This window comes from Spongiibacter thalassae, from assembly GCF_012272835.1.
Classification (GTDB): domain Bacteria; phylum Pseudomonadota; class Gammaproteobacteria; order Pseudomonadales; family Spongiibacteraceae; genus Spongiibacter; species Spongiibacter thalassae.
This window is the reverse complement of sequence record NZ_JAAWWK010000005.1, coordinates 127,676-152,043: the sequence shown is the minus strand read 5'-3', so window position 1 is coordinate 152,043 and position 24,368 is coordinate 127,676. Positions and strand designations below refer to the sequence as shown.

Genomic DNA, 24,368 nt, shown 5'->3' with positions numbered 1-24,368 from the left:
GCCAACACAAGTGGCGGATACTATCCCAGCGGCATGACTAATACACCCATACCAAAACACCGCAACACCTACACCCGCACACCGCAACATCACTACTAGACGATCGGTCTACACTCTGTCATCATCCCTCCATGACCACACCTGCAGCAAAAGCCAACAACGAAAACTACCAACGCATTCTCTCTGCGGGCTACACGCTGATTAGCCGAAAGGGCTTTTCCGCCGTGGGCCTGGCCGAGCTGCTGGTGCATGCCGGAGTACCCAAGGGCTCCTTCTACTATTACTTCAAATCCAAAGAACAGTTTGGCGAGGCCCTGGTCGATCATTATTTTGACGACTATCAACAGCGAGTGAAGCAACTGTTTAGCGCTCCAGGCCTCAACGCCAAAGACAAGCTACTGCGCTACTGGCAGGAATGGCTGCGCCGGGAATCCGCCGAGGGCGACTGCGGCAAGTGCCTGGTGGTTAAACTCGGCGCCGAGGTGGCCGAACTGTCTGAACCCATTCGCCTGCGCCTGAAAGCCGCCAGCGAAAAAACCGTGCAGCAACTCGCCGACCTGATCGAGCGCGGGAACCGCGATGGCTCGCTGACCATTACCGACCCCACCCAGTGCGCCGCGCAGCTCTATCAAATGTGGCTGGGCGCCAGCCTGCTGACCAAGCTCCAGCAAAGCGCCCAGCCCCTTCAGCGCGCGTACCACAGTACCGAAATCATTCTGAACACCCCGTAGTCACTGGCCGCAGTACGCCACTAGACAGCTACGGAAAAATTACTAGACGACTGGTCTAATAGAAGACCAAAGGAGTAAGTATGACAGCCCAAATAAACCGCCGCATCGTTCTGGCATCGCGCCCCGTAGGCGCGCCCAACAACGACAATTTCCGCCTGGAAGAGCAACCCATCCCCCAGCCCGGCGACAATGAGGTGCTGCTGCGCACCATATACCTGTCACTCGACCCCTACATGCGTGGCCGCATGAGCGACGCCAAATCCTACGCCGATCCCGTCGCCATCGGTGCGGTAATGACGGCCGGCACCGTCAGCCGCGTCGTGCAAAGCAACAACCCGAATTTCAAGGAAGGCGACTGGGTACTGTCGATGAACGGCTGGCAGGAATACGCCATTTCCGACGGCAGCGAACTCATGCCACTCGGCGACAATCCCCCAGCCCCCTCCTACGCTCTGGGCATTATGGGTATGCCCGGCTTCACCGCCTACATGGGCCTGCTCGACATCGGCAAGCCCCAGCCCGGCGAAACCCTGGTGGTCGCTTCGGCAACCGGCCCCGTAGGCGCTACCGTCGGCCAAATCGGCAAAATCAAAGGCTGTCGCGTGGTCGGTGTAGCCGGCGGCGCAGAAAAATGCCGCTACGCCGTTGACACCCTCGGCTTCGATGCCTGCATCGACCACCATGCCGACGACTTCGCCAAACAACTCAAACAAGCCTGCCCCGACGGCATCGACATCTACTTCGAAAACGTGGGCGGTAAAGTGTTCGACGGCGTGCTGCCACTGTTCAACACCGGCGCGCGCATCCCCGTGTGCGGCCTGATCGCCATGTACAACGCCACCAGCCTGCCCGATGGCCCCGACCGCATGGCCCTGCTAATGCAGACCATCCTGGTGAAGCGCATGACCATGAGGGGCTTTATCATCTTTGACGACTACGGCCCCCGCTACCCGGAATTCGCCAAAGACATGCAGCAATGGCTTGCCGAAGGCAAAATCCAGTACAAGGAACACCCCGTAACCGGCCTGGAAAATGCGCCCCAGGCGTTTTTTGATCTACTGGAGGGGAGAAATTTTGGGAAGGTTGTGGTGAAGGTTGGGGAAGACTGACCCGAAGCAAACCACCAGCAAGCGAGGATCACTGTCACTCCGCCTCGCTTGCACGACCACTTGAGCCGCATCAAGCAAACCTCGCGCAACAATAACTCCAAAAAAATCTTGTACCCCACAAAACTACTGTATTAGCATACAGTCCACAAAATATTGCAAAATGCAATAATAATTCCCGCCGGGTGGAGATAGTCATGAGCAGCGACAGCGTACATTTGTATTTGAATGATGCTTTGAAAGTGTATAGCCGGAAGGATTTGGCCTGCGCGCTCGAGATAGACACCAGCACTCTAGGGCGCTGGCTAGTAAAGGAAAATGAGCCTCGACCCTACGTCGTAGATCGACTAAAACAGATACTACTCCCCTTCCACGCCCGGCGAGAACCCGGTGAGTTCAAGTTTATCGACTTATTTGCCGGAATCGGGGGACTAAGGATTGCGTTTGAGTCAATAGGTGGCGAGTGTGTTTTTACCAGCGAATGGGATAGTTACGCGCAGCGAACGTACCTGGCCAATTTCGGCGACACCCATGCTTTGCATGGCGACATAACCCAAGTTGATGTCTCAGACATCCCGGACCATGATGTACTTCTGGCAGGCTTCCCATGCCAGCCGTTTTCTATCGCTGGGGTATCAAAAAAGAACTCCCTGAATCGGGCACACGGATTTGCATGCGATGCACAAGGCACACTATTTTTCGATGTAGCGCGCATCATAAAGGAAAAGCGTCCACGCGCATTCTTGCTGGAAAATGTCAAAAATTTACAATCTCATGACAAAGGCAGAACCTTCTCCGTAATCAAACACACTTTACAGGAAGAGCTGGGATACCAGATCCACACTCGGATAATTGACGGCCAGCACTTTGTTCCTCAGCACAGAGAGCGAATCGCTATAGTTGGCTTTCGCGAACCCACTCCTTTTTCCTGGGATGCACTTGAACTTCCTGAGAAGGGCAGTTTTCGAATGGGTGAAGTACTTCACAAGGAGGACGGTAGCGAACCTTACCTCGAATGGGATGGCAGCCGTTTTTTTGACCATGAGAAAGGGTGCGTAAATGAAAAATATATCCTCAGTACGAAACTCTGGTCGTACCTGAAAGCCTACAAGGAAAAACACACCGCTAAAGGAAATGGATTTGGATTTGGACTGATTGGCCCGGACGATGTGTCGAGGACCCTTTCCGCGAGATATTACAAAGATGGCTCGGAAATACTCATCAAACGAGGACCAAAGAATCCGCGACGCCTTACTCCAAGAGAATGCGCTCGCCTTATGGGTCTTCCCGACACTTACAGGATTCCTGTTTCGGACACTCGAGCATATAAGCAATTTGGCAATTCAGTTGTAATGCCCGCATTTAAGGAAGTAGCCAGAGTCATGAAGCCGTATATCTCACAAAACTAGACAATAAACCTGTAAACACCAGATTTTTAATTCACACGGGCATTAAAGCAAAAGACGAAGCCGAGAATACGACATCAAGATAACTTCCCACTATAGTGAATCGGTGCACAAAATGGACTTTAAAAACTGGATTACCCAAATCGCGAGTGAAGACTGGATGGTCTACATAAAGCGCCTGTCTGCTAACGACACAGGCGCCACAAAGAGCCACCAAGCCGGTATTTATTTTCCGAAATCAGTCCTCAGCTCGATCTTCCCAAGTATCGGCAGAAAAGACGTAAGTAACCCCGAGGCGTTCTTCAAGGCTTCCATAGAATCCGACTCCGTACCGGAACAAGTACTTCGTGCAATATACTATAATCAAAAAAGCAGAAATGAGAAGCGTATAACTCGCTGGAACCAAGGCACCAAGTACACACCGCTACAAGACCCTGAAAAGACCGGTTCGATCGCAATTTTCGCCTTCAACAACTGCGGAAGTGGCGACTCCGAATACATGAAGGCCTGGGTTTGTCGCGACATAAATGAGGAAAACTATCTAGAAGAACGCATTGGTGAAATAGATCCACAATCCACTTACTTTGAGCGAGGAGATATAATATTCGAAGGAGCGATACTTGAAAGTCCGATAAAATCGGACAAATATCCTAGAGAGTGGAATGAAGAATTTCCCTCAGGGGCTGCGATCATTAACCACTTATTCGAACAGGGCCTCCATGCAGACCTAACTGCCGATGAGCGGATATTGAAGAGAAGAAGCCATGAATTTGATTTATTTAAACTCATTGAACATCACCACACGATCCCGCTAATAAAACAGGGTTTTGATGACGTAGAAAGTTTCATCAAGCTCGCTAACTCGATATCAAATCGACGTAAATCGAGATCAGGAAAGTCTCTTGAGCTACATTTGGAAAACATATTTAAAGAAGAAGGGCTGACCCTTTTTGGCGTCCAATGTCGTACGGAAGAAAATAAAAAGCCAGACTTCTTATTTCCGGGCTGTGACGAGTACCATGACCCCAACTTCCCCACTGAAAAGCTACGGGTACTGGCCGTCAAAACCACGGTAAAAGACCGTTGGCGTCAAATCCTCAATGAAGCCCGAAAAATAGAAACATCGTATCTATTCACACTACAACAAGGTGTATCTGAAAACCAATTTCGAGAAATGACAAGTGAAAAAGTCAAACTCGTTGTTCCTTCTCCTATACATAAGTCTTTTCCAAGCTCCATCAGGGAACACCTCTATACACTGACTCGATTTATCGAAGAAACGAAAGCAATTTAGCCATCCCCGAGCGACCCACCAATGAAAATATGACTGACACTGTCAATTCTCAAACCCGTTTACGCATGATGTCCGGCATTCGCGGAAAAGACACCAAGCCTGAATTGCAGATTCGCTTGGCTTTGCATAAACGAGGATTTCGCTACTGTTTGCATTACAAACGACTGCCAGGCAAACCCGATCTTGTGCTCCCTAAGTACTCCGCAATAGTTTTATTAAATGGTTGCTTTTGGCACTGCCACGACTGTCACCTGTTCAAATGGCCGTCTACGCGCAAGGAGTTTTGGCACAAAAAAATCACCGAAAACAAACTTCGCGACCAACGAAACATCGCGCAATACCGGCGTCTGGGTTGGAAAACACTGACAATCTGGGAGTGCTCTTTAAAAGGGAAAACTCGACTGGGCCTGGAGCAGGTAATTGAAACCACCACCCGCTGGATACAGTTCGACACGATGGACGCCGAAATCACCGGGAGAACTCCGGATTAGCCAGACCTGACCCATTCAGACTTATCCGGCGACTCCGCCCAGCCCAGCATACCCATGATGGCAGCCTGCCCGACGTCATAAACCTCGTCGCCATGAATATTCAGCATACTCGACAGTATTCGCTCCAGCTTCGTGCACGCGTCTGTGCCAAAACACGACCTGCCACTATCCTGGAACACTATCGTGTCTGGCATATCATCTGGATGAAAAGCCACTCCCTGCCCGGCCATCTCAGACCACCATTCTTCTATGCTGTCACCGACTGTCCAGTCTGGAACCTGACTTGCATTCAGCATATGAACCCCTCCTTGTTTCGTTGCTGCCTGCTCTCAATATTAACAAAAGCTGTATGTATAATCAGTATTAAATTTCACCCTTGAGATATCCTCATACACCCAGCGTGCAAGACAACACCTCCCCCACCCCCTACAATAGCCCTATTCTGAAATTAGCCGAACATGAACCATGACTGATCTACCCAATATTCAGGCGGATTCTCTGCACGACATTGACCGCGAGGCCCTGTTTGCCGCGCCTTCATCCACTCACCCTCCACGTATTTTGCTGCTTTACGGTTCACTGCGGGAGCGGTCGTTTAGCCGTTTGCTCACTCAGGAAGCGGCGCGCCTGCTGGAGCATTTTGGCGCGGAAACCCGTATTTTCGACCCTCGGGGCCTGCCGTTGCCGGATGCCGAGGATGCCTCTCACCCCAAGGTTCAAGAGTTGCGGCAGTTGGCGGAGTGGGCAGAGGGCATGGTGTGGTGCTCTCCCGAGCGGCACGGCGCGATGACCGGCATTATGAAGGCGCAGATCGACTGGATTCCGCTGGCAATTGGCGCAGTGCGACCCACCCAGGGCAAAACGCTGGCAGTAATGCAGGTTTCCGGCGGTTCACAGTCGTTTAACGCGGTGAATCAGTTGCGGGTGCTCGGCCGCTGGATGCGTATGGTGACCATCCCCAACCAATCGTCGGTGGCCAAGGCCTGGTTGGAGTTTGACGACAACGACCGCATGAAACCCTCGTCGTATTACAACCGTGTGGTGGATGTGATGGAAGAGCTGATGAAGTTCACGTTGCTGTTGCGCGATCGCAAAGAGTATTTCGTAGACCGCTATTCCGAGCGGGTCGAAACCGCCGAGGAACAAAGCAAGCGCGTTGCGCAGCGCTGAGCCGATGGAGATTGGAAGGTTTTTACAGACTGTTGGGCTCGACGAGTTATCGCCACCCGCGCCGTTAGCTATTCTCGGCGCGCGCTTTGCGCTCAGCCGTTTTGATAAAAAACTCTTCGCCGACTACGGCATTTATCAACCCGACAATATCTCCCAGGCAGTAGAAAAGCGTCAGGCAGAATATTTTGCCGGGCGCTATCTCGCCGCACGGGCCTTTGCCCGCTTTGGCCTGGACAATGTGACGCTGCGCAGCAACAACAAGCGCGGCCCGGTTTGGCCAAAGGGCTTTGTCGGCAGCATCAGCCACACCGACGACTTTGCCTGTTGCGCACTCGCCCGCGCCGAACACTACCTGGCGCTGGGCATTGACGCCCAGGCGTGGATCAGCGAAGAAAGCGCGCCGAGGCTGAGCCGCCGAATTTTATCACCCGGCGAGAAAACCCTGCTAACCGAATCCGATGTGCCGCTCGCCGAGGGTCTGAGTTTGGTGTTTTCCGCCAAGGAAAGCATTTATAAAGCCTTTCACCCTCATGTTCAGCGATTTTTTGGTTACCGTGAAGCGGAATTAACCGCATTGGATTGCACCACTCGCCAGCTGCATTTCACGCTTTCCCATCAGCTACAGCGACATCCTGCTTGCCCGCACACCGTGAAGGTGGATTACTGCCTCCTCGACGACGGGGTACTCACGGCGGTTATGCTCAGGCGCTAAGCCAGCGATGTTTGGGTAAATTTCCCGCAATGCGGCAGGCAGGGCTTGCAGGATGCTGAGCGGGTGTCAAAATCTACCCTAAACAACGATGCGCAGGACCGCGTTAATACCTTTTGTCATGCACCGCAATTCTATCTGCAATCTCATGGAAGATGCTTGCCGAGAATTTGGCCATCTCCCCGCCGTACTCACCGGCGATAGCCCACCGCTCAGTTTCACGCAGCTGGCGCAGTTGTGCCGCTATGTGGATGAGACACTTGCGGGCTGGAATATTCCTGCCCCCAGTGCGGTTGCGGTGCTGTTACCGCAGTCGCCACAAAACGCCCTGTTATGCCTGGCCTTAATGCGGCGATACCAATGCATTCCCCTCAACCCGGTTGCGACAAACCCGGAGCTGGAGCAACAGCTCGACCCCTTGCGGCCAACACTGATTATCACCGACACCATTCTGCGCGCGAAATTAGACAAAAGCTCACTGCTCAGTGCGATTCCCCATGCACTGCTCGAGGCTCGAGCCGGGCCGAGTGGCAGCTTTCACTTATTGCCTCCAACGCCTGCTTTTCGCTCTCCACCTGTTTCCACCGTTCTCCGCGTTGACACTGCTCTGGTTCTGCATACCTCCGGCTCCACCGGGCGCGCAAAAGCGGTAGCCCTCAGCCACACCATGCTGCTTTCTGCGATTCGCCGTACGGTGATGTCGCTGCGTCTCAGCGACAAGGATTGCGCGCTGAATCTGCTGCCGCTATTTCATATTGGTGGACTCATGGATGTCCTGCTCGCCCCCTTGAGCGTGGGCGGCAGTGTCGTCCTCAGCAGTCACACGGAGCGCTTGGCGGTGCGCAAACTGCTGGCCACGTCACCTGTTACCTGGCTGCAGGGCGTGCCCACCATGTTGCTGGAGTACAGTCGTACAGACGCCCCGGACACCCTCACGCCCTTTCGCAAGCTGCGATTTGTGCGCTCGGTGTCGGCGCCATTGTTGCCCGCCCAGCTCGCCCAACTCCGCCGGGGCTTTGGCGTGCCGATTGTTGAAATTTACGGCATGACCGAAACCTGCGGTTTGATTTGCAGCAACCCCGTTGAGGAAGGAACGCAGGTGCCGGCGTCGGTGGGCACACCGGTGGCCACTGCGGTACGCATTGCCGATACTCTCGGCAAGCCCCTGCCAACAGGCACCCGCGGCGAGGTGCTGATTCGCGGCGAACACGTGTTTGCCGGCTACCTCGGTGGCGAGTCAACCACGCAGCAGGATGGCGTGTTTATCGATGGCTGGTTTCGCAGCGGCGACCAGGGCTATGTCGACGACGCCGGGCGACTATTTCTCACCGGACGCATCAAGGAACTTATCAACCGCGGCGGGGAGAAATTCTCGCCACTGGAAGTTGAAATTCCACTTCAAACCATCGCAAGTGTTAGCGATGCAGCCTGTTTCGCCTTGCCTCACCCCAGCCTGGGAGAGGAACCCGCCCTCGCAGTGGTTGCCGAAAAGCCCGTGGACACCGAGCTGATCCACCAGGTTTTAGGGGAGCAACTGGCAGCCTATAAAATTCCGCGACACATTTTCCAGGTTGATAGCCTGCCCAAAAACGCCAGCGGTAAGGTCCAACGCCATCGACTGCGTGAACAGTTCATACCCACCGTCAGAAGTACCTCCCCGACAAACCAACTTGGCCCACTGGGTGAGCAGCTGCGCCCCCTGTGGCAACAGTCTCTGGGCGTAACGCTCAGCAACGCCGATATCGATGCGAACTTTTTTGACCTTGGCGGCGACTCACTCAAAGCGGCAACCTTGATGGCCACACTGTCTGACATGCTCGGCGTCGCCATCCCCCCTGCCCTGCTGTTCGACAATCCGACGCTGGTGGCTCTTGAACAAGCCCTGCTCACGGCCCTGCCCGACGACAGCCTTGCCTGTCACCCTGCACTATCCGCCGACTTTCCCCAAACCATGTTGCGGGAGCTGTCCGGCTATCTCGCCGGCTGGCAAGGCAAGCGACAAGGGTCGCAAAGCCTGCTGGTGGGGGTGAACACCCGGGGCTCGCAACCCCCTGTTTTCTGGGGCTGCCAATCCTATGAGGAGTTTTCCGGTTTTTGCGCGCAGTTTTCCAGTGACCAGCCAATCTACGGGTTTCGCTCGCTGTTCAGGGTGAACAACAAAGACACCCGCAGCAACCGTGCGCTGGCGCGCTATTACTGCGATGAAGTACAACAACTACAAGCTTGCGGCCCCTACGTGCTGGGCGGCTTCTGCGAAGGGGCCTGCTTCGCTTTTTATATCGCCGAGGCACTGCGTGAACGGGGCGAAGAAGTCTGCCTGCTGATGGCCGTCGAGCGTTTTATCGCCGAGCCCTACGATGGCCGCCTCTGTTATGTCTTCAGCGAACACAGCAGCCACAGCCCGTTTCGTCGTTTTGACCAACCGCAAACCCTTTGGCCTACCCTGTATTCCGGCGAGGTAAGCTGCTATCGCAGAAAATGGAAGCACCGGTCATTTATGGCGTCACCCTGCGTGGAGTCGCTGGGAGAAATACTCCGTGCAGAAATCGCCGCCGCCCGCCGTGGCCTCCCCTCCGCCAATGGCCTGCCCCTGACAGACAGCACTTTGCCCGAGTATCCGCCGGAGTCCGCCCGCCAGGCTGATATTCAGGCCACTTTACCTGCGACACTTTCTCCAGGGCAAAGCGTTTGCCTGCAGGTTGCCGTGGCCAATCGCAGCGACCAGTGCTGGCTCCCCGGACACCGCAGCGGCTTGCGGCTTTACGCGCGCTGGCGGCGGCAGGGCAGTGGACGGGTAAGGGACTGGAAGGCAGGAGTCGCCGAACTCACACACCCAATCAGCCCCGGCAGCGACGCCATCATTGCCATGACAGTCACCGCGCCAACCCGAATAGGGCGCTGGTACCTCGAACTGGATGTCGCCTGTGAGGGTCTGATTTTCTTCGCTGAATCCGGCTCGACCCTGTGCCAACTTCCCTGCCTGGTCGTGTACGGCGGCCGGCATTTTTCCCCACAACTGCGCCCGCCAGCGACCGCCACTCAGGAGCATTAATATGTCTCATCGCCGCTCGCCTTTTTATATTGAACTGGAACACCATATTGCCAAGACAGGGGGGATGCACAACGCCCACCTTCATCTGGATCGTGCAGGCACCACCGACGAACACTACCTCACCGTGGACAACAGCCACGTACTGGCAAGCTCGCATGTGTCTCTGCACGAAAAACACAGCCTGATCAACAACCTGCACGCCAGCCCCGCCTATAGTGAAGCCGACTTCCATCGACGGGTGAACCTGTATCTCGATCACATGGTAGAGGTCAACACCCGCCGCGCAGACACCCTTGTCGATGTTACCGCCGATGCTATTGGCTTGCGCGCACTGGCAATGATGCAGGACATCAAGCGTCAGCGCGCCGACGAAATAGACCTGAATATCGCCGCCTACTCGCCCTTTGGCTTCGACGATAGCCACCCGGAAATGTGGGAAGTCTTCGCCGAAGGTGCCGAGTCCGCCGACTTTATTGCGGCCCTGCCCGAAGCCGATGATCGCCGCGAGTATCCCAGGCATATCGGCTTTGATGAACACCTGCGCCGCACCCTTGAACTGGCCCGCCACAAACAGTGCATGATTCATGTTCACACCGACCAGCGCAACGAGCCATCGGAAACCGGCACAGAGCAGTTGATCGAAGCCCTGGCTCGCTACGGTGGCCCACAAGGAGACGACACGCTGGTGTGGGCGGTGCATATGATTTCGCCCTCGACCTACGACGACGGGCGTTTTACTGCGTTGACAGAAGGCATGAAGGAGTTTGGAGTGGGTGTTATCTGCTGCCCGTCGGCAGCACTGGGCATGCGTCAGCTGCGACCCATCAACACGCCCACCTACAACAGTATTCCCCGGGTGCTGGAGTTGCTGGTTGCCGGCGTGCCGGTACGCCTCGCCTCAGACAATATTGCCGACATTTGCTCGCCGAGCACCACCGCCGATCTGATCGACGAGGTCTTTGTTCTTTCCGCCGCAATTCGTTTCTACCATCCCGAAATCCTCGCCAAACTGGCCACGGGTACCGCGCTCAACAGTGCAGAGCGCGAGCATATCGCCGATCACCTTGAGCGCAACAACGGCGAAATCCGCAAAGTGGTCACAGCTTGATGCTAAAACGCTTACGTCATCGCTGGTCGCGACGCGCACCGCGCGGGCCAGCTGAATCTATTGATCTGACAGGGTTTTCGCCCTTCGATCCAACCTTTATCAACGACCCATTTCCCTATCTGAGCGCCCTGCGTGAACACAGCGCCGCATTTCCCCTGGATAATGGCAGCTGGGTAATCAGCCGCTATAACGATATTCAGGAGGCGCTGGCTCACCCACACCTGTGCAATAGCCCCTCGGACTACGCGGTGGTGCACCAGCGCCACCGACACAGCCAGGTGTGCGCCGATGTTGCCAATAATATTCTGCCCTTCCTCGATGCGCCGCAGCACACCCTGCCCCGAGCAGCATTAACCCGCGGCTTTCATCAGCTATTGCGCGATTGCGCCATTGATATTGAAGCATTGGCCCAGACACGGCTACAGGCACTGATGGCGCGACGCGAGTTCGATGTGCTACACGACTTCGCCACCCCCCTCTGCGCTGAGATCATGGGTAAACTTCTCGGATTCAACGCCGACCCCGCGCTCGCAAAGCAACTGAAGCGTTGGTCGGAAACCTTTTTCTATCTGTTCTCCATTATTCCCTCTGAGGAGGTTCGCGACACCCTCAACCGCGAATTGACGGACTTTCGCCATTTTGCCGAGACGCTGCACACGACATCTACGTCGCCTTTAATGTCTGTGCTGGAAGGTGCCGACCTCGGCGAGTTCACCTCACCCACCGGTTTTATTCGCGACAATACCCTGCTGCTGATCGCCGATGGCCTTAATAGCGACCACGGGATTGGCAATGCGCTGCGCCACTGTATTCTGCAACCGGAGCTGCTCACCGGGCTGCGTGAACAGCGCTATCGCGCACTGGACCTCGCCGACGAACTGCTGCGTTTCGACTCGCCCACCCTGTTTATCGCTCGACGCACTTCTGAGGCAGTAAGCATTGGCGATACCGTTATCGAGAAAAACCGAGGGGTATTTCTCATGCTTGCAGCGGGCAATCGCGACCCTCGGGTTTTCGATCAAGCCGACGAGATCAACCCCCTGCGCAGTGGTCCAGCCCCGATAAGCTTTGGCCGGGGAGAACACAGCTGCGTCGGACGTCAACTGGTGAGGCAGCTGCTTGCCGCCAGTCTGCGCGCCCTAGCGGCGCAGCCGCACACGCTCCGTTTGAGTCAACCCAACAGCCGATGGACCCAGCGTGCCGGACACCGCTGGCTGGAGGCCTTACCGGTCCACACCTGAGCTGTCAGGAATGGCGAGCGCCATTATTCATCTCAAGGCGAATGTGCACCGTCCCCTTGCAAAGGGCATAAAAAAGCCCGGCAAGCCGGGCAAACAAGAATCAAGGCATCAGCCTGATTTACAGCGGGAGACCGACAGGCAGAGCGCCTGTTCCTGGGAGGGAGGGTAAACCACCTGCCAGCAGCGAAGTGGGATCAACCGGCAAGGCACCCAAACCCGGCAGGCTGGGTACACCGCCGCCCAACAGCGACGTCGGGTCTACTGGCAGCGCACCAAGGCCAGGCAGGCTGGGCAGGCCACCGCCAAGCAAAGACAGCGGGTCAACTGGCAAGGCACCCAGGGGCAAGCTTGGTACGCCGCCACCCAGCAATGATGTCGGGTCTACCGGCAATGCGCCAAGGCCAGGTAAGCTGGGCAGGCCACCGCCCAGCAAGGACGTCGGATCAACGGGCAACGAACCTACACCAGGCAGGCTCGGTACGCCGCCACCCAGCAAGGACGTTGGATCAACCGGCAACGAACCTGCACCTGGCAGGCTGGGCAAACCACCGCCCGACACGTTCGGCAATGAGCGACTCACCAGCGGCAGTGGTGGCACCAGCGAAATGGTGGGGTTCACCAGAGTGCCGCCGTTGGCAAAATAATTGGCCAGCCCGGCGGGGTCATTCGCCAATTGCTCAAGCACCGGCAGCATCGACAGTATCAATTCCGGGGTAATCGACGACCCGGAGTTGGCCAATACTGTAGGATCGGCGGCAATCGTTTCAACAAAGGTTTGCACCGCTCCGGCAATTTGAGTTGCCTTGGCGGGGTCGAGATAGGCCTGATATTCATTCACATAGACCATGATAATGTCCAGGCCCGGCACATCACCCAGCAACGCTATCGACGTAGGATCAACAGGCAAGGCTAGCGACGCAGGATCAACAGGCAAGGCTCCAGTTCCGGGAAGGCTTGGCAAGCCCCCGCTCAACAGCGACGTTGGGTCTACCGGCAAGGCTCCCACTCCTGGCAGACTCGGCAAACCACCACTGAGCAGCGATGTTGGATCTACCGGCAAGGCATCAAGCCCGGGCAGACCACCGCCACTGGGAATAGGCAGCGCATCCAGTCCGGGAACCGGCAGGCCATCCAGGCTGGGCAGACCCGCTCCGCCCAGCGCATCGAGGGGTAAGCTGTCGAGACTGGGCAGCGCGCCCAGACCAGGCAGTGCGCCAACGCCGGGAACAGCACCCAAAGCGTCGGTAGGAATAGGTAAGCCGCCAAGCTGGGCGTGACTCAAACCGGAAATTGCCAGGGTAATACCGAACGCCAAGCTGGTTTTTGCTTTGCGAATTAACATGGTTGTAGCTCCTCGTAGTTGTATTCGAAATTTCCGAATACTCTCCAGCCCGTTAACGATTCGTCACGCCAACTCTCTTTTCAACGGAGTCGTGCGCATGTAGCCAATCGCGGCAGAGCAAATTTTTATGTAGCGGTTCACATAGCAGTGAATGTGACATTGCTGAAACTACTAAGGAAAGAAGCGTATTCCCATACGCACTTCTACCTATCGGGCGACGTTATGAGCGCTGGCCCACAAAATTTGCACGACAAAAAGTGACGCACATCACTTGTTGCGATAGAGAGAGGAGGTAAACGCAGAGTCCACGAGAAAAACAAACGCGGCGAAAAGGGAAAAGGCTTGATAAAAAACGGCCCGGAGAGTCCGGGCCGTAGCATTGCAACAGACACCGCAATTGCGGTTTAGTCTATTAGTTAGGGTGCAGGAAGCGCTTCAGGACCAGGCAGTTCGCCCTCGGGAAGCATGCCCGCAACATCTACAGGCAGAGCGTCTGCGCTGGGAGCGGGCAGAGCTTCTTCATCGTCGCCACTGTCCATCGAAGGCGAGCCCAGGGGAAGGCCACCGCCACCTTCTGGCATTGGCGCTGAACGATTTACCAGAGGCGCCGGAGGCACAATGGCAATCGTCGGGTTCACCAGGGTTCCCCCTTCAGCGAAATAAGCGGGCAAGGCTGCCGGATCATCCTGCATCACTCCCAGCACCGGGAACATCTGCAAAATCAATTCAGGTGTGAGTGACGACCCGGAATTGGCCAGCACGGTCGGGTCGGCAGCCACTACATTGACAAAGTTCTGCACGGCACCCGCGACCATATCGACCTTGGCCGGGTCGAGATAGGCCTGGTATTCCTGAATATATTGTTCAACGATCTCCTGACCAGGCAGCGCAGGCGCATCGCCACCACCCCCACTCGGCGCGGGAAGATCGTCGGGGCCAGGCAGGGCATCAGCACCAGGCAGTGCATCGGGCGACGGCGCTCCGCCGCCACCGCCGGAGGGAATCATACCCAGAACATCCACCGGCAGTGCATCAGCTCCGGGCAAGGCATCAAGGCCCGGCAAAGCGTCCGGGCCGGGCAACGCATCAGGCGACGGCGCACCGCCATCACCGCCAGAGGGAATCATGCCCAGAACATCCACCGGCAGTGCGTCGGCTCCAGGTAAGGCATCAGGACCAGGCAGCGCATCCAGTGACGGCGCATCGCCACCCTGTTCACCTTCACCATCTTCGCCTTCTTCATTGCCAGCGGGAATCATGCTGAGCACATCAGCTGGAAGGGCCTCTGGCCCCGGTAGCGCATCGGCGCCTGGCAGAGCGTCAAGACCCGGCAGGTCATCTGGCGACGGCGCTCCGCCACCACCGCCAGAGGGGATCATACCCAGAATATCCACCGGCAGTGCGTCGGTGGGCAGGGCATCAAGACTTGGCAGGGCATCGAGGCCCGCACCGTCGATACCAGGTACGCCCCCGAGCGCATCGGTCGGAACCGGCAAGGCCTCCAGCTGCGCGTGACTCATCCCGGAAATCACCAGTGAAACACCCAGTGCCAAACTGTTTTTCGCTATGCGAAATGACATATTTCGTAACTCCTCAAAATCCATATTCGAGTTTCCCGAATATTTTGTTGGTATAGCCCTTCATCCACGGCGCTATATATAGAAGTGTCGGCAACGTCTCGCATAAGGAGACTGTTACATCGCCGCGGCTCTGAATATTGATGTTGTCAGGGCCGTCAGAACATACCGTTCTGCAAGTTCAACTGTCGACGCTACAGATCGCAGGCAAACACACTCCAAGTAACTTAATCCCGCGCTACTTGTAGCGGGCTGCGAACTGATGTCACAAAGGTCGTGTGACGCGCCTTACATAAGCAGTGACCTCTAAGACACATTTTAGTTCACCCGCGCATTTACTGTCGATCACTCTCCCCGCCCTGACAACACCAATGAGGGCCAGCGCACAATGAACACAGTCTTTCGCAAAAGACTGCTCTACAGAGCCCTTGACCCCAACGCGCAATTACGAATAATATTGAGAACTATTATCATTCGCACAAGAGATTAACATGCCCAACCCCCTCACCACCCTTGTCGCAGCCGACCCGGTTATTGTCGTGCTTGGCCTGTTCTCCCTGTGCGCCCTGAGTACCGTGTTGTACAAACTATGGCACTTGTTTATTGCATTCAGGGTTCACCGCGACAATACCGACCCCGCGTTCGCACTGCTAGGCCAGGGTAAACACCGCGAAGCCAAAATGCGGCTTAACACGCCCAAAGGCCCGCGCGCACAACTGCTGTCAGCGGGGATTTCACTCGCTGCGAGCGGCGCGCTCCCGCAACCGGAGCTGCGCAACGAACTGCTGCGCCAGGCCCGCCTCAGCGCACAGCACATGGCCAGTCACCTGCGCATTCTCGAAGTGATCGCCAATCTTGCACCACTATTGGGTCTGCTCGGCACCGTACTCGGTATGATCGACGCTTTTCGTGCAATGGAAGCCGCAGGGAGCCAGGTAAATCCGGCCATTCTATCCGGTGGCATCTGGCAGGCCCTGTTGACCACCGCCGCCGGCTTGCTTGTTGCTATTCCGGTGTCTCTCGCCCACAGCTGGCTGGAGCGCCGAGTCGAACGCGAGACCATGGCGTTACAAAACGACCTTGAACGATTTCTCGGCCTCTATGCTGCCCAGCCGCAACTGCGCAACTCCCTGGCCACCGCGCCAACCCCGGAAACAACACACAATGCCGTAGCCGTACCATGAGCACGACCACACTTCTCCCCGCACGAAAAGCCAAACCAATTAGCCTTACAGCATTGATAGACGTGGTGTTCATTCTGCTGATGTTTTTTATGTTAACGAGCAGCTTCAGCCGCTGGCAGGCCCTGCCTCTGGCACTCGCTGGAGAGGGAGGTGTCGATAACGGCACTACGCCGCAGTTCCTGCTGCTTCACAGCGACAGCACCATGAGCTACCAACGCGGCCAACAACGGCAGGACGCTCCACTGGAAACCCTGTTAGCCCGCATCGACACCCGGCAAAGCATCACCCTGCTCCCCGCGCCCGAGGTTTCCCTGCAACAGATGGTGACAACACTGACAGCCCTACAAACGGCGGGCGTAAAGGTGCTGCTCGGACGCTCTCACCCCCTTGCTGGAGAGGACGGGTTATGACCAGCGAGATGTCTTCTGAAAGCGGGACCATCGTTCAACCCCGGCGGCGAAACCAGGGCGACGACAACCTGATTCCACTGATTAATATTGTCTTTCTATTGCTGGTCTTTTTTATGGTGGCCGGGCAACTCCGCCCCGCCGCGCCCACCGGGGTGGAGTTGGCCCGTGTCGCGACCAACGCAGCCCCCGCAGCGTCTCACCAAACAAGGGTGGCAATCCACCTTAATGCTCAGGGACAAATCTGGGTTGATGGCAGCCCCGTGGCCGACAAGCAACTGCGCGCGGCTCTCGCGTCATTGGAAGCTGGTCAGCAGGTAAAGCTCTACGCCGACCGCGCAGTTACCGCCGCCGCGTTATCGACGGTGTTGAGCAGCCTGCCCGCGCAGAACCTGACCCTGCATCTGCTCACAGAAGCAGACTCCAGCTCATCGGACACGGCCGCGCAATGAATACCTCTGCACCCTGGGCATTCAGCATCGGTATCGCCGCACTGATTCATCTGGCCGTGGCCAACACCCTTTTGTCTCACACTGAGCACAACACGGAGGGCGCAAAGGCCGATGGCGACCACGGTCTGGATGTCGGCATTGGTCTGGCCGGCTCCTATGCCGAATTACAGGCGCGCTCAACTCCCCCCGCCAAACCGGAAAGCCCACCCGCGCCCCGGCCTGCCCCCGTGCCAGCGCCGACACTCCAATCGGTACAAGCACCCCCTATTGCACAGGCCGCCACTCAGCCAGCGGTCGCCGCCGAGCCGAAAGCGCCGACGACAAACGAGCGCGATAGCGCCACCACACCGGTGGAAGAAGACGCGCCAAGGAAGGAATCTAACCGGGCAACCGAGTCGCCAAATCCGCACACCTCCGACGCCGACGCCACGGTAAACCAGCAGCGCGCCACCGGCAGCGGCGAGCAACGCCAGGCCGGGGGCAAGGCAGGCGGCGCGCGGGGCTATTTTGCCGAACTCAGCGCCTGGCTGAATCGGCACAAAACCTATCCCATAACAGCAAAAAAAGAAAAGCAGGAGGGAACTGTGAAATTGCAGTTCACCATCCATCGCAACGGAGAAATCAGCGATGCCCAGCTGCGCGCCAGCTCGGGCCATCCGTTACTGGACCGGGCAGCACTCGACATGCTGGCCGCCGCCAGTCCGGTGCCCGCGCTACCCGACAAGCTCGGACGCGAGCAGATAAGCATCGTTATACCAATAGAGTTTTCCTTAATTACCAACACCTCTTTCAAGGAGTAGGACATGACTGACAACACCGCCACCGCGCTGAGTTTGCGCAAACGACGTTTTCGCGCCGCCCACAGCGCCTTCACCATGGGCAGCATACTGATCACCGGCAGTGCCCTGGCGCAACAGGCCGCCGACGAACCCTTTGAGCTGGACACTCTGCAGGTGGAAGAACGCACCCTCGACACCAACCCCTACGCAGAGCCCGGCGCGCCCTACAAGGCACGCATTTCCGGTGATCGCCGCCATGTCAAAGCATTGGCCGACACTCCGCAAACCATTCAGGTATTAACCCAGGTACAAATTCAGGAGTCTGGCCGTGCCGACCTCAAGGACATACTCGCCGCCCAACCCGGTATTACCCTGGGCACCGGTGAGAACGGCAATGCCTTTGGCGACCGCTATGTGATTCGCGGTCACGAGGCCCGCAGCGATGTGTTCGTCGATGGCCTGCGCGACCCCGGCATGACCACCCGCGAGAGCTTTGCGGTGGAACAGATCGAAATCACCAAGGGCCCCAGCTCGACCTTTGCCGGACGCGGTTCCACCGGCGGCGCGGTCAACAGCATTACCAAGCAGGCGAGCACCGACTACAGCTTTAACAAGATTGAAGCGGGCCTGGGTACCGACAATTACCGCCGCGTGACTCTGGACAGCAACCAGCCGGTATCCGACACCACTGCGGTGCGGGTCAATGTGCTGCACGCCTATGAAGATGTCCCCGACCGCGCCCCCGCCGACCGCGAACGCAATGGCACGGCAATTTCCGCCACCACCCAGGCCAGCGAACGTCTCGACATCACCGCCGACGCTTACTACCTGAGCGCAGACGACCAGCCCGACCTCGGTTCCTACATAGATGGCAGCACTGGCAAAGCCAACGACGCCATCCCTGTGTACAGTCAGAACGAAGACTTTCTGGAGTCCGATGTACAAACGCTGACCCTGCGTGTCGGCTACACCTTTAACGACGCCCTGCGCCTGGAAAACGCCACCCGCTATGGCACCACCGAAAACGGCTACGTCGTCACCGGCGCCCGCGGCACCAATCGCGACGCCAGCGACCCCGACGCCCCCGGTGCGGCCACCATCAGCCTCAGCACCCACCAGGGCTGGCAGGAGGTGGACTATTTCGTCAACCAACTGAACCTGTACTGGAACACCGAACTCGCCGGGCAGCAGCACCAATGGCTGTTCAGTGCAGAATACAGCCAGCACGATGTAATAAACGGCAATTACAACGTCACCAATAACGGCGCCACCAACTGTGTGGTCAGCGGTCGCGGCGGCCCCAGGGACAGCTATTGCATCATCGACCCCAGCGGCAACGAAGTCTCCAATATCAATACCTTGATGGGCCGTCAAATCAGCCGTGGCGATGCCGATGTCGACTACAGCATCGATACCGTATCGCTGGCGGTAATGGACACCATCGACCTGAGTGAGTACTGGAGTGTATTTCTGGGTCTGCGCCTGGACAGCTTCGACTACAGCAACACCGTTAACAGCCGTGGCGTAGTCTCTGACTACACCTATTCCGATGAATTGTGGAACGGCCATATCGGTCTGGTCTACAACATCAACGAAGACGCCAATGTCTACCTTACCTACAGCAGCTCCGCCAATATCAACGGCGGCGAATCCGACGTTGGCGGCAACTGCGGCTATGGCGGCCTGTGTGGCAGTAGCGACGTGGTTGACCAGAGCAAGCCGGAGCAAACGGAAAATCTGGAGCTGGGCACCAAGTGGAATATTCTCGACAACAAACTATTGGCCAGCGCCGCCGTCTTCCAGATCACTAAAGACGATGTGATGGAAGGTGCCGACTACGACACCACCGGCACACTCAACACCGGTAAAAACCGCGTAGACGGCGTGGAAGTGTCGCTGGTCGGCAATATCACTCCACGCCTGAGCACACAGTTTGGCGCCGCGCTGATGAACGCCAAAATACTCAACAGCGTTGACCCTGCAAACGAGGGCAAAACCCTGGCGAACTTCGCTGACAAGAGCCTGTTCCTGCAACTGCGCTACCAGCCGGTTGACGCCTTCTCGGTCGGGGCAACCGCCACCTACTCCAGCGAAGCCTTTGTCGGCCAGCCCGACAGCGCCGCCAACGAGGAGCGCAGCGTGCCCAGCTATACCGTGTTCGACCTGTTTGCCAGCTACCGCTTTAACGAGCAGCTGAGCACTCGTTTGAATATTGGTAACGTAAGCGACGAGGACTACTACCTGACGGCATATCGCAGTGGCTCGTTTGCGTATATTGGGGATCGGAGGAATGCTCAGTTGAGTGTGCAGTATGAGTTCTGATCGGCGAGGTTAAACACCGGCATAAGCACTGCTGATTAGCGCGGGGGGTTGATTGCCTGGGTTTCGTCCTGCTGGGCGAGTGACTTCTTTTCGGAAAAGAAGTCACCAAGAAAACCCGTCCCTGCATCACCGTCGATGGCAAAAAAAACGCCATCGATCCCCTGCGCGCTTCACACGTCACGGCGCGTAAAGAACTCGGCCTGCGGCCTCAGACAGCTTTACGCTTCATCCGTGACGTGCTCCAGTGCTCGGCGGCGCTGAAGGGACTCCACGCAGGTTGAAAGTACCGTTGGCTAAAAACGTAACTCGCCCAACTGGGCGAAACAAATGCTTTCAATAAAACTCGTAAGCAACGCAGTACCCGGCAAGCAAAAACACCAATGGGCAATGCAACCATGACCACCCACTACCCTTTAAGCGAAATTCCCCCGGACATCGTCTGCGCCGACGATTACGAGCGCCACGCCCGTGAAGCGCTGCCCCACTCCACCTACGAACATATCGCCTCTGGCAGCGGCGATGAAATCACCCTGCGCGGTAATCGCGATGCCTTTCAGCAAGTGCAGATACTGCCGCGTATGCTGCGCCGTTTTGATCGAGCTTCGGCGCAGCTGAGTCTGTTTGGCGACCGCTACGCCAGCCCGATGGTTGTCGCACCATTGGCCTATCAGCAACTCGCCCACCCCGAGGGCGAACTGGCCACGGCCGCCGCCGCTGACGCACTGGATTGCGGTTTTGTATGCAGCACTCTGGCCTCCTGCAGCCTTGAGCGAGTGGCATCGGCGGGCCGCTCCCCCAAGTGGTTTCAGCTGTATTTTCAGGCGTCAAGGGCGAATACCCTGGCCTTGGTGAGGCGCGCCGAGCAAGCGGGCTACCGCGCCATTGTGGTCACCGTTGACAGCAGCGTTACCGGCATTCGCAACCGCAGCCAGCGCGCCGGATTCGCCCTGCCCGACAATGTTCAGGCGGCAAACCTGCGGGAGCTTGCCCCGCCACCTCCACGCCCGCTGAAACAAGATGAAAGCATTATTCTCAACGGCATTATGGCCGACGCCCCGGACTGGGACGAACTGGCGTGGCTGCGCAGCCAAACCGCTCTGCCGCTGATTGTAAAAGGCATTATTCACCCCGAGGATGCCCGCCAGGCCCTGCTCCTTGGCGCGGACGGTCTGGTGGTTTCCAATCACGGTGGGCGCAGTCTCGACGGCTGCCCCGCCAGTCTGCGTATGCTGCCATTAATTCGCCGCACCGTTGATGCCTTCGCCGCCAGCCATCCGCACCGCACCGCTGCAACAGTGCTGCTGGACAGCGGCATTCGCCGGGGCAGCGACGTGTTCAAGGCACTGGCTCTGGGAGCCGATGCGGTGCTGCTGGGGCGACCCTGCTTTTACGCACTGTCGGTAGCCGGCGCACTGGGGGTCGCCCATTTGCTGCGAACATTGAAGGAGGAATTCGAACTCACCCTCGCGCTAAGCGGCTGCCAGACACCGGCGGATATTTCCCGCGACGCGGTAATCATTCCCCGAGATTTTTCCCCTGATATTCCAGGCTGCGAGACCAATCATGCTACTGACCATTAATAAGGTATTGAGCCTCCAGGAAGTGGAGCACTGCCGCCAACAACTGGCCTCGGCCACCTGGCAGGCGGGGGCGCTGACCGCAGGCGCCAGTGCCGCGCGGGTAAAAACCAATCTGCAGGTTGACCCCCACTGTGATATCGCCCGCGCCCTGTCTTCCGCGTTAGTCAAAAAACTTCACACCTGGCCAGAGTTTGTCTCTGCGGCGCTGCCCCACAAAATCTTTCCACCCCGCTTCAACTGTTACCAGCAGGGCGGCCACTACGGCCTGCACACCGACAGCGCGATTCTGCGACTGGATAACGGCGAGGCCCTGCGCGGAGATATATCCGGCACCTTGTTTTTATCCGAACCCGACAGCTATGAAGGGGGCGAACTGATGATTGAAACCCGCTTTGGCGCGCAGTCGGTCAAGCTCGCCGCCGGCGACCTGCTACTGTATCCCGCCTCCAGCCTGCACGAAGTACGGCCCGTCACCAGCGGACAGCGTTTGGCCGCCTTCTTCTGGGTACAGAGCATGGTCGCCAGCGACGACCACCGTGAGAAACTGTTCAGCCTCGACCAAAGCATACAGGTGCTCAGTAGCGAACGGGGCGCCGACGATGCCGAGGTGCTTAACCTGAGCGCCCTTTACCACAACCTGCTGCGCGACTGGGCCACAGTGTAGGACGCGAGGCTTTCCTGCAGGAATATTCTCCTGTTGAATAGAGGGTATTCAGCCCAGCGAAGACTCGATTGCGGCGGGTCTGCTAAGCTGGGCCTGTTCACAACCTGTATTGGCCCGCGTGTATGAACAATTTCAGCTTTACCACCTGCCGCTCACTGGTCAACGAGCTGGGCGGCATTCAACATATCGCCGACCTCTGCCGACAGCAGGGCATCACCCGGCCACTGATCGTCACCGACCCCGGTATTCAACAGCTGGGGCTGCTGCAGCGGCTGGAAACCCTGCTCAGCCAAGCCAACATGCCCTTTAGCAGCTTTGCCGAGGTCGTCGCCGACCCACCCGAGGCAATTATCTACGCCGGCCTGTCCCAGGCCAAAGACTTTGCCGCCGACGGCATTATTGGCTTTGGTGGCGGCAGCTCGATGGACACCGCCAAGCTGGTCGCCCTGCTGGCGCGATCGGGGCAGTCGCTAACAGAGATCTACGGCGTCAATCAGGCCCAGGGACAACGCCTGCCACTGATTCTGATTCCGACCACCGCGGGCACCGGTTCAGAGGTGACCGCCGTGGCCATTGTCACCACCGGCAGCACCAGCAAGATGGGGGTCGTCGCTCCCCAGTTATTCCCCGATGTCGCCCTGCTCGACGCCGAGCTAACCGTGGGTTTACCCAGTGCAATTACCGCCATGACCGGCATCGACGCGATGGTGCACGCCATTGAGGCCTACACCAGCATCCACCGCAAAAACCCCTATTCCGATATGCTCGCCCGGGAAACACTGGGGTTGATGGCCGGGCATCTTCGCCGAGCCTGCCAACAGGGTGACGATCTCGATGCCCGCCAGGCCATGCTGTTTGGCGCCTGCCTGGCCGGACAGGCCTTCGCCAATGCCCCCGTCGCCGCCGTGCACGCGCTGGCCTATCCTCTGGGTGGCAATTACCATTTGCCCCACGGGTTAAGCAACTCACTGATGCTGCCCCATGTGCTGCGCTTCAATAACGCCAATGCTCAGGCCAACCACTGGTACAGTGAGCTGGCCAGTCTCATTACGGGCACACACTGCAAAGCCGACGGCGGGCTGGTGCTCGCGGCGTATTTCGATGAGCTGACCGCCGCACTCGGCCTCAGCCAGCGTCTGCGCGATTGCGCCATTGCTGAGGCAGATTTGCCCCTTCTGGCCAGCGACGCCCTGCAACAACAGCGGCTGCTGGTTAACAATCCCCGCACGGTCAGCGAGGCTGACGCCCTCGCCCTGTACCGCGCGGCCTATTAAATTCTCACACGGTAAGCCCTATGTCAGACGATACCCTGCTGCGGCGTGACCACTACCACTGGTTTACGCCCATTACCCTGCGCTGGATGGACAACGATGTTTACGGCCACGCCAACAACGTCAACTACTACTCCTGGTTCGACACCACCGCCAATACCTTTTTAATTGAGCAAGGTGGTCTGGATATTCACCACGGCAAGGAAATTGGCTACATCGTGCACAGCGAGTGTTTTTACCGCAGCGCGGTGGCCTTTCCCGACACCCTCGACGGGGCGTTGCGGGTGAATCGACTGGGCAACAGCTCAGTGGAATACGGCCTGGCAATTTTCCGTCAGGGGGAAGACACCGCCGCCGCCCACGGCCGTTTCACCCATGTTTTTGTCAACCGCGAAACCGAAAAGCCCGTGCCCATCTCCGGCAGCCTGCGCGACACACTGGCCAGTTTGATGAGCAGCTAGGGGCCGGCGCAGGAAAACTCG

Annotated in this window: 22 protein-coding genes; 19 read left to right on the top strand and 3 right to left on the bottom strand. The window is 57.5% G+C overall.

The genetic code is table 11. From position 1 onward, the window contains the following. The first annotated feature begins 131 nt into the window (after positions 1 to 131). The 5 genes from HCU74_RS14050 (at position 132) to HCU74_RS14030 (ending at position 5,028) form a co-directional block, all read left to right on the top strand. On the top strand, positions 132 to 731 hold the full coding sequence (locus HCU74_RS14050) for a TetR/AcrR family transcriptional regulator (protein WP_168451070.1): 600 nt from the start codon (positions 132 to 134) through the stop codon (positions 729 to 731). Positions 732 to 811: 80 nt separating this feature from the next. Beyond that, positions 812 to 1,840 (top strand): NADP-dependent oxidoreductase, encoded by a 1,029-nt coding sequence (locus HCU74_RS14045; protein ID WP_168451069.1) that lies wholly within the window; start codon positions 812 to 814, stop codon positions 1,838 to 1,840. A 194-nt stretch (positions 1,841 to 2,034) separates the two neighbouring features. Further along, positions 2,035 to 3,246 carry a DNA (cytosine-5-)-methyltransferase gene (gene dcm, locus HCU74_RS14040; RefSeq protein WP_168451068.1) on the top strand — a complete coding sequence of 404 codons (1,212 nt, stop codon included), beginning with the start codon at positions 2,035 to 2,037 and terminating at the stop codon, positions 3,244 to 3,246. 112 nt (positions 3,247 to 3,358) lie between these two features. After that, a complete protein-coding gene (locus HCU74_RS14035; RefSeq protein ID WP_168451067.1) occupies positions 3,359 to 4,537 on the top strand; it encodes a type II restriction endonuclease in 1,179 nt (392 codons plus the stop codon). 29 nt (positions 4,538 to 4,566) lie between these two features. After that, positions 4,567 to 5,028, top strand: coding sequence for a very short patch repair endonuclease (locus HCU74_RS14030; protein WP_168451066.1), 462 nt, complete (start codon positions 4,567 to 4,569; stop codon positions 5,026 to 5,028). Here the strand turns inward: HCU74_RS14030 and HCU74_RS14025 are convergent. Further along, a complete protein-coding gene (locus HCU74_RS14025; RefSeq protein ID WP_168451065.1) occupies positions 5,025 to 5,324 on the bottom strand; it encodes a hypothetical protein in 300 nt (99 codons plus the stop codon). The genes HCU74_RS14030 and HCU74_RS14025 overlap by 4 nt on opposite strands. Positions 5,325 to 5,493: 169 nt before the next feature. On the opposite strand from HCU74_RS14025, the gene arsH reads away from it, so the two are divergent. From arsH to HCU74_RS14000, 5 genes are all read left to right on the top strand, one after another. Further along, positions 5,494 to 6,198 (top strand): arsenical resistance protein ArsH, encoded by a 705-nt coding sequence (gene arsH, locus HCU74_RS14020; RefSeq protein WP_168451064.1) that lies wholly within the window; start codon positions 5,494 to 5,496, stop codon positions 6,196 to 6,198. A gap of 4 nt (positions 6,199 to 6,202) precedes the next feature. Beyond that, a complete protein-coding gene (locus HCU74_RS14015) occupies positions 6,203 to 6,910 on the top strand; it encodes a 4'-phosphopantetheinyl transferase family protein (protein WP_168451063.1) in 708 nt (235 codons plus the stop codon). Positions 6,911 to 7,055: 145 nt separating this feature from the next. Next, positions 7,056 to 9,959 (top strand): AMP-binding protein, encoded by a 2,904-nt coding sequence (locus HCU74_RS14010; RefSeq protein ID WP_168451062.1) that lies wholly within the window; start codon positions 7,056 to 7,058, stop codon positions 9,957 to 9,959. A 1-nt stretch (position 9,960) separates the two neighbouring features. Continuing rightward, positions 9,961 to 11,067, top strand: coding sequence for an amidohydrolase family protein (locus tag HCU74_RS14005; RefSeq protein ID WP_168451061.1), 1,107 nt, complete (start codon positions 9,961 to 9,963; stop codon positions 11,065 to 11,067). Continuing rightward, the gene (locus tag HCU74_RS14000) at positions 11,067 to 12,308 is read left to right on the top strand and encodes a cytochrome P450 (RefSeq protein ID WP_168451060.1); all 1,242 of its coding nucleotides are present in this window, start codon (positions 11,067 to 11,069) and stop codon (positions 12,306 to 12,308) included. The genes HCU74_RS14005 and HCU74_RS14000 overlap by 1 nt, the downstream gene beginning before the upstream one ends. Positions 12,309 to 12,426: 118 nt before the next feature. On the opposite strand, the gene HCU74_RS13995 is transcribed toward HCU74_RS14000, so the two are convergent. Both HCU74_RS13995 and HCU74_RS13990 read right to left on the bottom strand, forming a co-directional pair. Further along, a complete protein-coding gene (locus HCU74_RS13995) occupies positions 12,427 to 13,650 on the bottom strand; it encodes a hypothetical protein (RefSeq protein WP_168451059.1) in 1,224 nt (407 codons plus the stop codon). A gap of 416 nt (positions 13,651 to 14,066) precedes the next feature. Continuing rightward, positions 14,067 to 15,230, bottom strand: coding sequence for a hypothetical protein (locus HCU74_RS13990; protein ID WP_168451058.1), 1,164 nt, complete (start codon positions 15,228 to 15,230; stop codon positions 14,067 to 14,069). Between the two features lie 488 nt (positions 15,231 to 15,718). On the opposite strand from HCU74_RS13990, the gene HCU74_RS13985 reads away from it, so the two are divergent. The 9 genes from HCU74_RS13985 to HCU74_RS13945 all read left to right on the top strand — a co-directional run bounded on the left by HCU74_RS13985 (position 15,719) and on the right by HCU74_RS13945 (position 24,347). Continuing rightward, on the top strand, positions 15,719 to 16,411 hold the full coding sequence (locus HCU74_RS13985) for a MotA/TolQ/ExbB proton channel family protein (RefSeq protein ID WP_168451057.1): 693 nt from the start codon (positions 15,719 to 15,721) through the stop codon (positions 16,409 to 16,411). Then, the gene (locus HCU74_RS13980) at positions 16,408 to 16,821 is read left to right on the top strand and encodes an ExbD/TolR family protein (protein ID WP_168451056.1); all 414 of its coding nucleotides are present in this window, start codon (positions 16,408 to 16,410) and stop codon (positions 16,819 to 16,821) included. Before HCU74_RS13985 ends, HCU74_RS13980 begins: the two co-directional genes overlap by 4 nt. Continuing rightward, positions 16,818 to 17,270 carry an ExbD/TolR family protein gene (locus HCU74_RS13975; RefSeq protein WP_168451055.1) on the top strand — a complete coding sequence of 151 codons (453 nt, stop codon included), beginning with the start codon at positions 16,818 to 16,820 and terminating at the stop codon, positions 17,268 to 17,270. The genes HCU74_RS13980 and HCU74_RS13975 overlap by 4 nt, the downstream gene beginning before the upstream one ends. Further along, positions 17,267 to 18,070 carry an energy transducer TonB gene (locus tag HCU74_RS13970; protein ID WP_168451054.1) on the top strand — a complete coding sequence of 268 codons (804 nt, stop codon included), beginning with the start codon at positions 17,267 to 17,269 and terminating at the stop codon, positions 18,068 to 18,070. Before HCU74_RS13975 ends, HCU74_RS13970 begins: the two co-directional genes overlap by 4 nt. 3 nt (positions 18,071 to 18,073) lie before the next feature. Then, complete coding sequence (locus tag HCU74_RS13965) at positions 18,074 to 20,371, top strand: TonB-dependent receptor (protein ID WP_168451053.1); 2,298 nt, start codon at positions 18,074 to 18,076, stop codon at positions 20,369 to 20,371. Between the two features lie 380 nt (positions 20,372 to 20,751). Further along, on the top strand, positions 20,752 to 21,951 hold the full coding sequence (locus HCU74_RS13960; RefSeq protein WP_246864646.1) for an alpha-hydroxy acid oxidase: 1,200 nt from the start codon (positions 20,752 to 20,754) through the stop codon (positions 21,949 to 21,951). After that, the gene (locus HCU74_RS13955) at positions 21,935 to 22,615 is read left to right on the top strand and encodes a Fe2+-dependent dioxygenase (RefSeq protein WP_168451052.1); all 681 of its coding nucleotides are present in this window, start codon (positions 21,935 to 21,937) and stop codon (positions 22,613 to 22,615) included. The genes HCU74_RS13960 and HCU74_RS13955 overlap by 17 nt, the downstream gene beginning before the upstream one ends. 122 nt (positions 22,616 to 22,737) lie before the next feature. Then, on the top strand, positions 22,738 to 23,889 hold the full coding sequence (locus HCU74_RS13950) for an iron-containing alcohol dehydrogenase (protein WP_168451051.1): 1,152 nt from the start codon (positions 22,738 to 22,740) through the stop codon (positions 23,887 to 23,889). Between the two features lie 20 nt (positions 23,890 to 23,909). Next, entirely contained in the window at positions 23,910 to 24,347 is a 438-nt protein-coding gene (locus tag HCU74_RS13945) for an acyl-CoA thioesterase (RefSeq protein WP_168451050.1), read from the top strand. Positions 24,348 to 24,368: the final 21 nt, after the last annotated feature.

What these genes read in the sequence shown, in the direction of transcription:
- HCU74_RS14050 (WP_168451070.1), top strand. Translation starts at nt 132, where the DNA reads ATGACCACACCTGCAGCAAAAGCCAACAACGAAAACTACCAACGCATT.
- HCU74_RS14045 (WP_168451069.1), top strand. Translation starts at nt 812, where the DNA reads ATGACAGCCCAAATAAACCGCCGCATCGTTCTGGCATCGCGCCCCGTA.
- dcm (WP_168451068.1), top strand. Translation starts at nt 2,035, where the DNA reads ATGAGCAGCGACAGCGTACATTTGTATTTGAATGATGCTTTGAAAGTG.
- HCU74_RS14035 (WP_168451067.1), top strand. Translation starts at nt 3,359, where the DNA reads ATGGACTTTAAAAACTGGATTACCCAAATCGCGAGTGAAGACTGGATG.
- HCU74_RS14030 (WP_168451066.1), top strand. Translation starts at nt 4,567, where the DNA reads ATGACTGACACTGTCAATTCTCAAACCCGTTTACGCATGATGTCCGGC.
- HCU74_RS14025 (WP_168451065.1), bottom strand. Translation starts at nt 5,324, where the DNA reads ATGCTGAATGCAAGTCAGGTTCCAGACTGGACAGTCGGTGACAGCATA.
- arsH (WP_168451064.1), top strand. Translation starts at nt 5,494, where the DNA reads ATGACTGATCTACCCAATATTCAGGCGGATTCTCTGCACGACATTGAC.
- HCU74_RS14015 (WP_168451063.1), top strand. Translation starts at nt 6,203, where the DNA reads ATGGAGATTGGAAGGTTTTTACAGACTGTTGGGCTCGACGAGTTATCG.
- HCU74_RS14010 (WP_168451062.1), top strand. Translation starts at nt 7,056, where the DNA reads ATGGAAGATGCTTGCCGAGAATTTGGCCATCTCCCCGCCGTACTCACC.
- HCU74_RS14005 (WP_168451061.1), top strand. Translation starts at nt 9,961, where the DNA reads ATGTCTCATCGCCGCTCGCCTTTTTATATTGAACTGGAACACCATATT.
- HCU74_RS14000 (WP_168451060.1), top strand. Translation starts at nt 11,067, where the DNA reads ATGCTAAAACGCTTACGTCATCGCTGGTCGCGACGCGCACCGCGCGGG.
- HCU74_RS13995 (WP_168451059.1), bottom strand. Translation starts at nt 13,650, where the DNA reads ATGTTAATTCGCAAAGCAAAAACCAGCTTGGCGTTCGGTATTACCCTG.
- HCU74_RS13990 (WP_168451058.1), bottom strand. Translation starts at nt 15,230, where the DNA reads ATGTCATTTCGCATAGCGAAAAACAGTTTGGCACTGGGTGTTTCACTG.
- HCU74_RS13985 (WP_168451057.1), top strand. Translation starts at nt 15,719, where the DNA reads ATGCCCAACCCCCTCACCACCCTTGTCGCAGCCGACCCGGTTATTGTC.
- HCU74_RS13980 (WP_168451056.1), top strand. Translation starts at nt 16,408, where the DNA reads ATGAGCACGACCACACTTCTCCCCGCACGAAAAGCCAAACCAATTAGC.
- HCU74_RS13975 (WP_168451055.1), top strand. Translation starts at nt 16,818, where the DNA reads ATGACCAGCGAGATGTCTTCTGAAAGCGGGACCATCGTTCAACCCCGG.
- HCU74_RS13970 (WP_168451054.1), top strand. Translation starts at nt 17,267, where the DNA reads ATGAATACCTCTGCACCCTGGGCATTCAGCATCGGTATCGCCGCACTG.
- HCU74_RS13965 (WP_168451053.1), top strand. Translation starts at nt 18,074, where the DNA reads ATGACTGACAACACCGCCACCGCGCTGAGTTTGCGCAAACGACGTTTT.
- HCU74_RS13960 (WP_246864646.1), top strand. Translation starts at nt 20,752, where the DNA reads ATGGGCAATGCAACCATGACCACCCACTACCCTTTAAGCGAAATTCCC.
- HCU74_RS13955 (WP_168451052.1), top strand. Translation starts at nt 21,935, where the DNA reads ATGCTACTGACCATTAATAAGGTATTGAGCCTCCAGGAAGTGGAGCAC.
- HCU74_RS13950 (WP_168451051.1), top strand. Translation starts at nt 22,738, where the DNA reads ATGAACAATTTCAGCTTTACCACCTGCCGCTCACTGGTCAACGAGCTG.
- HCU74_RS13945 (WP_168451050.1), top strand. Translation starts at nt 23,910, where the DNA reads ATGTCAGACGATACCCTGCTGCGGCGTGACCACTACCACTGGTTTACG.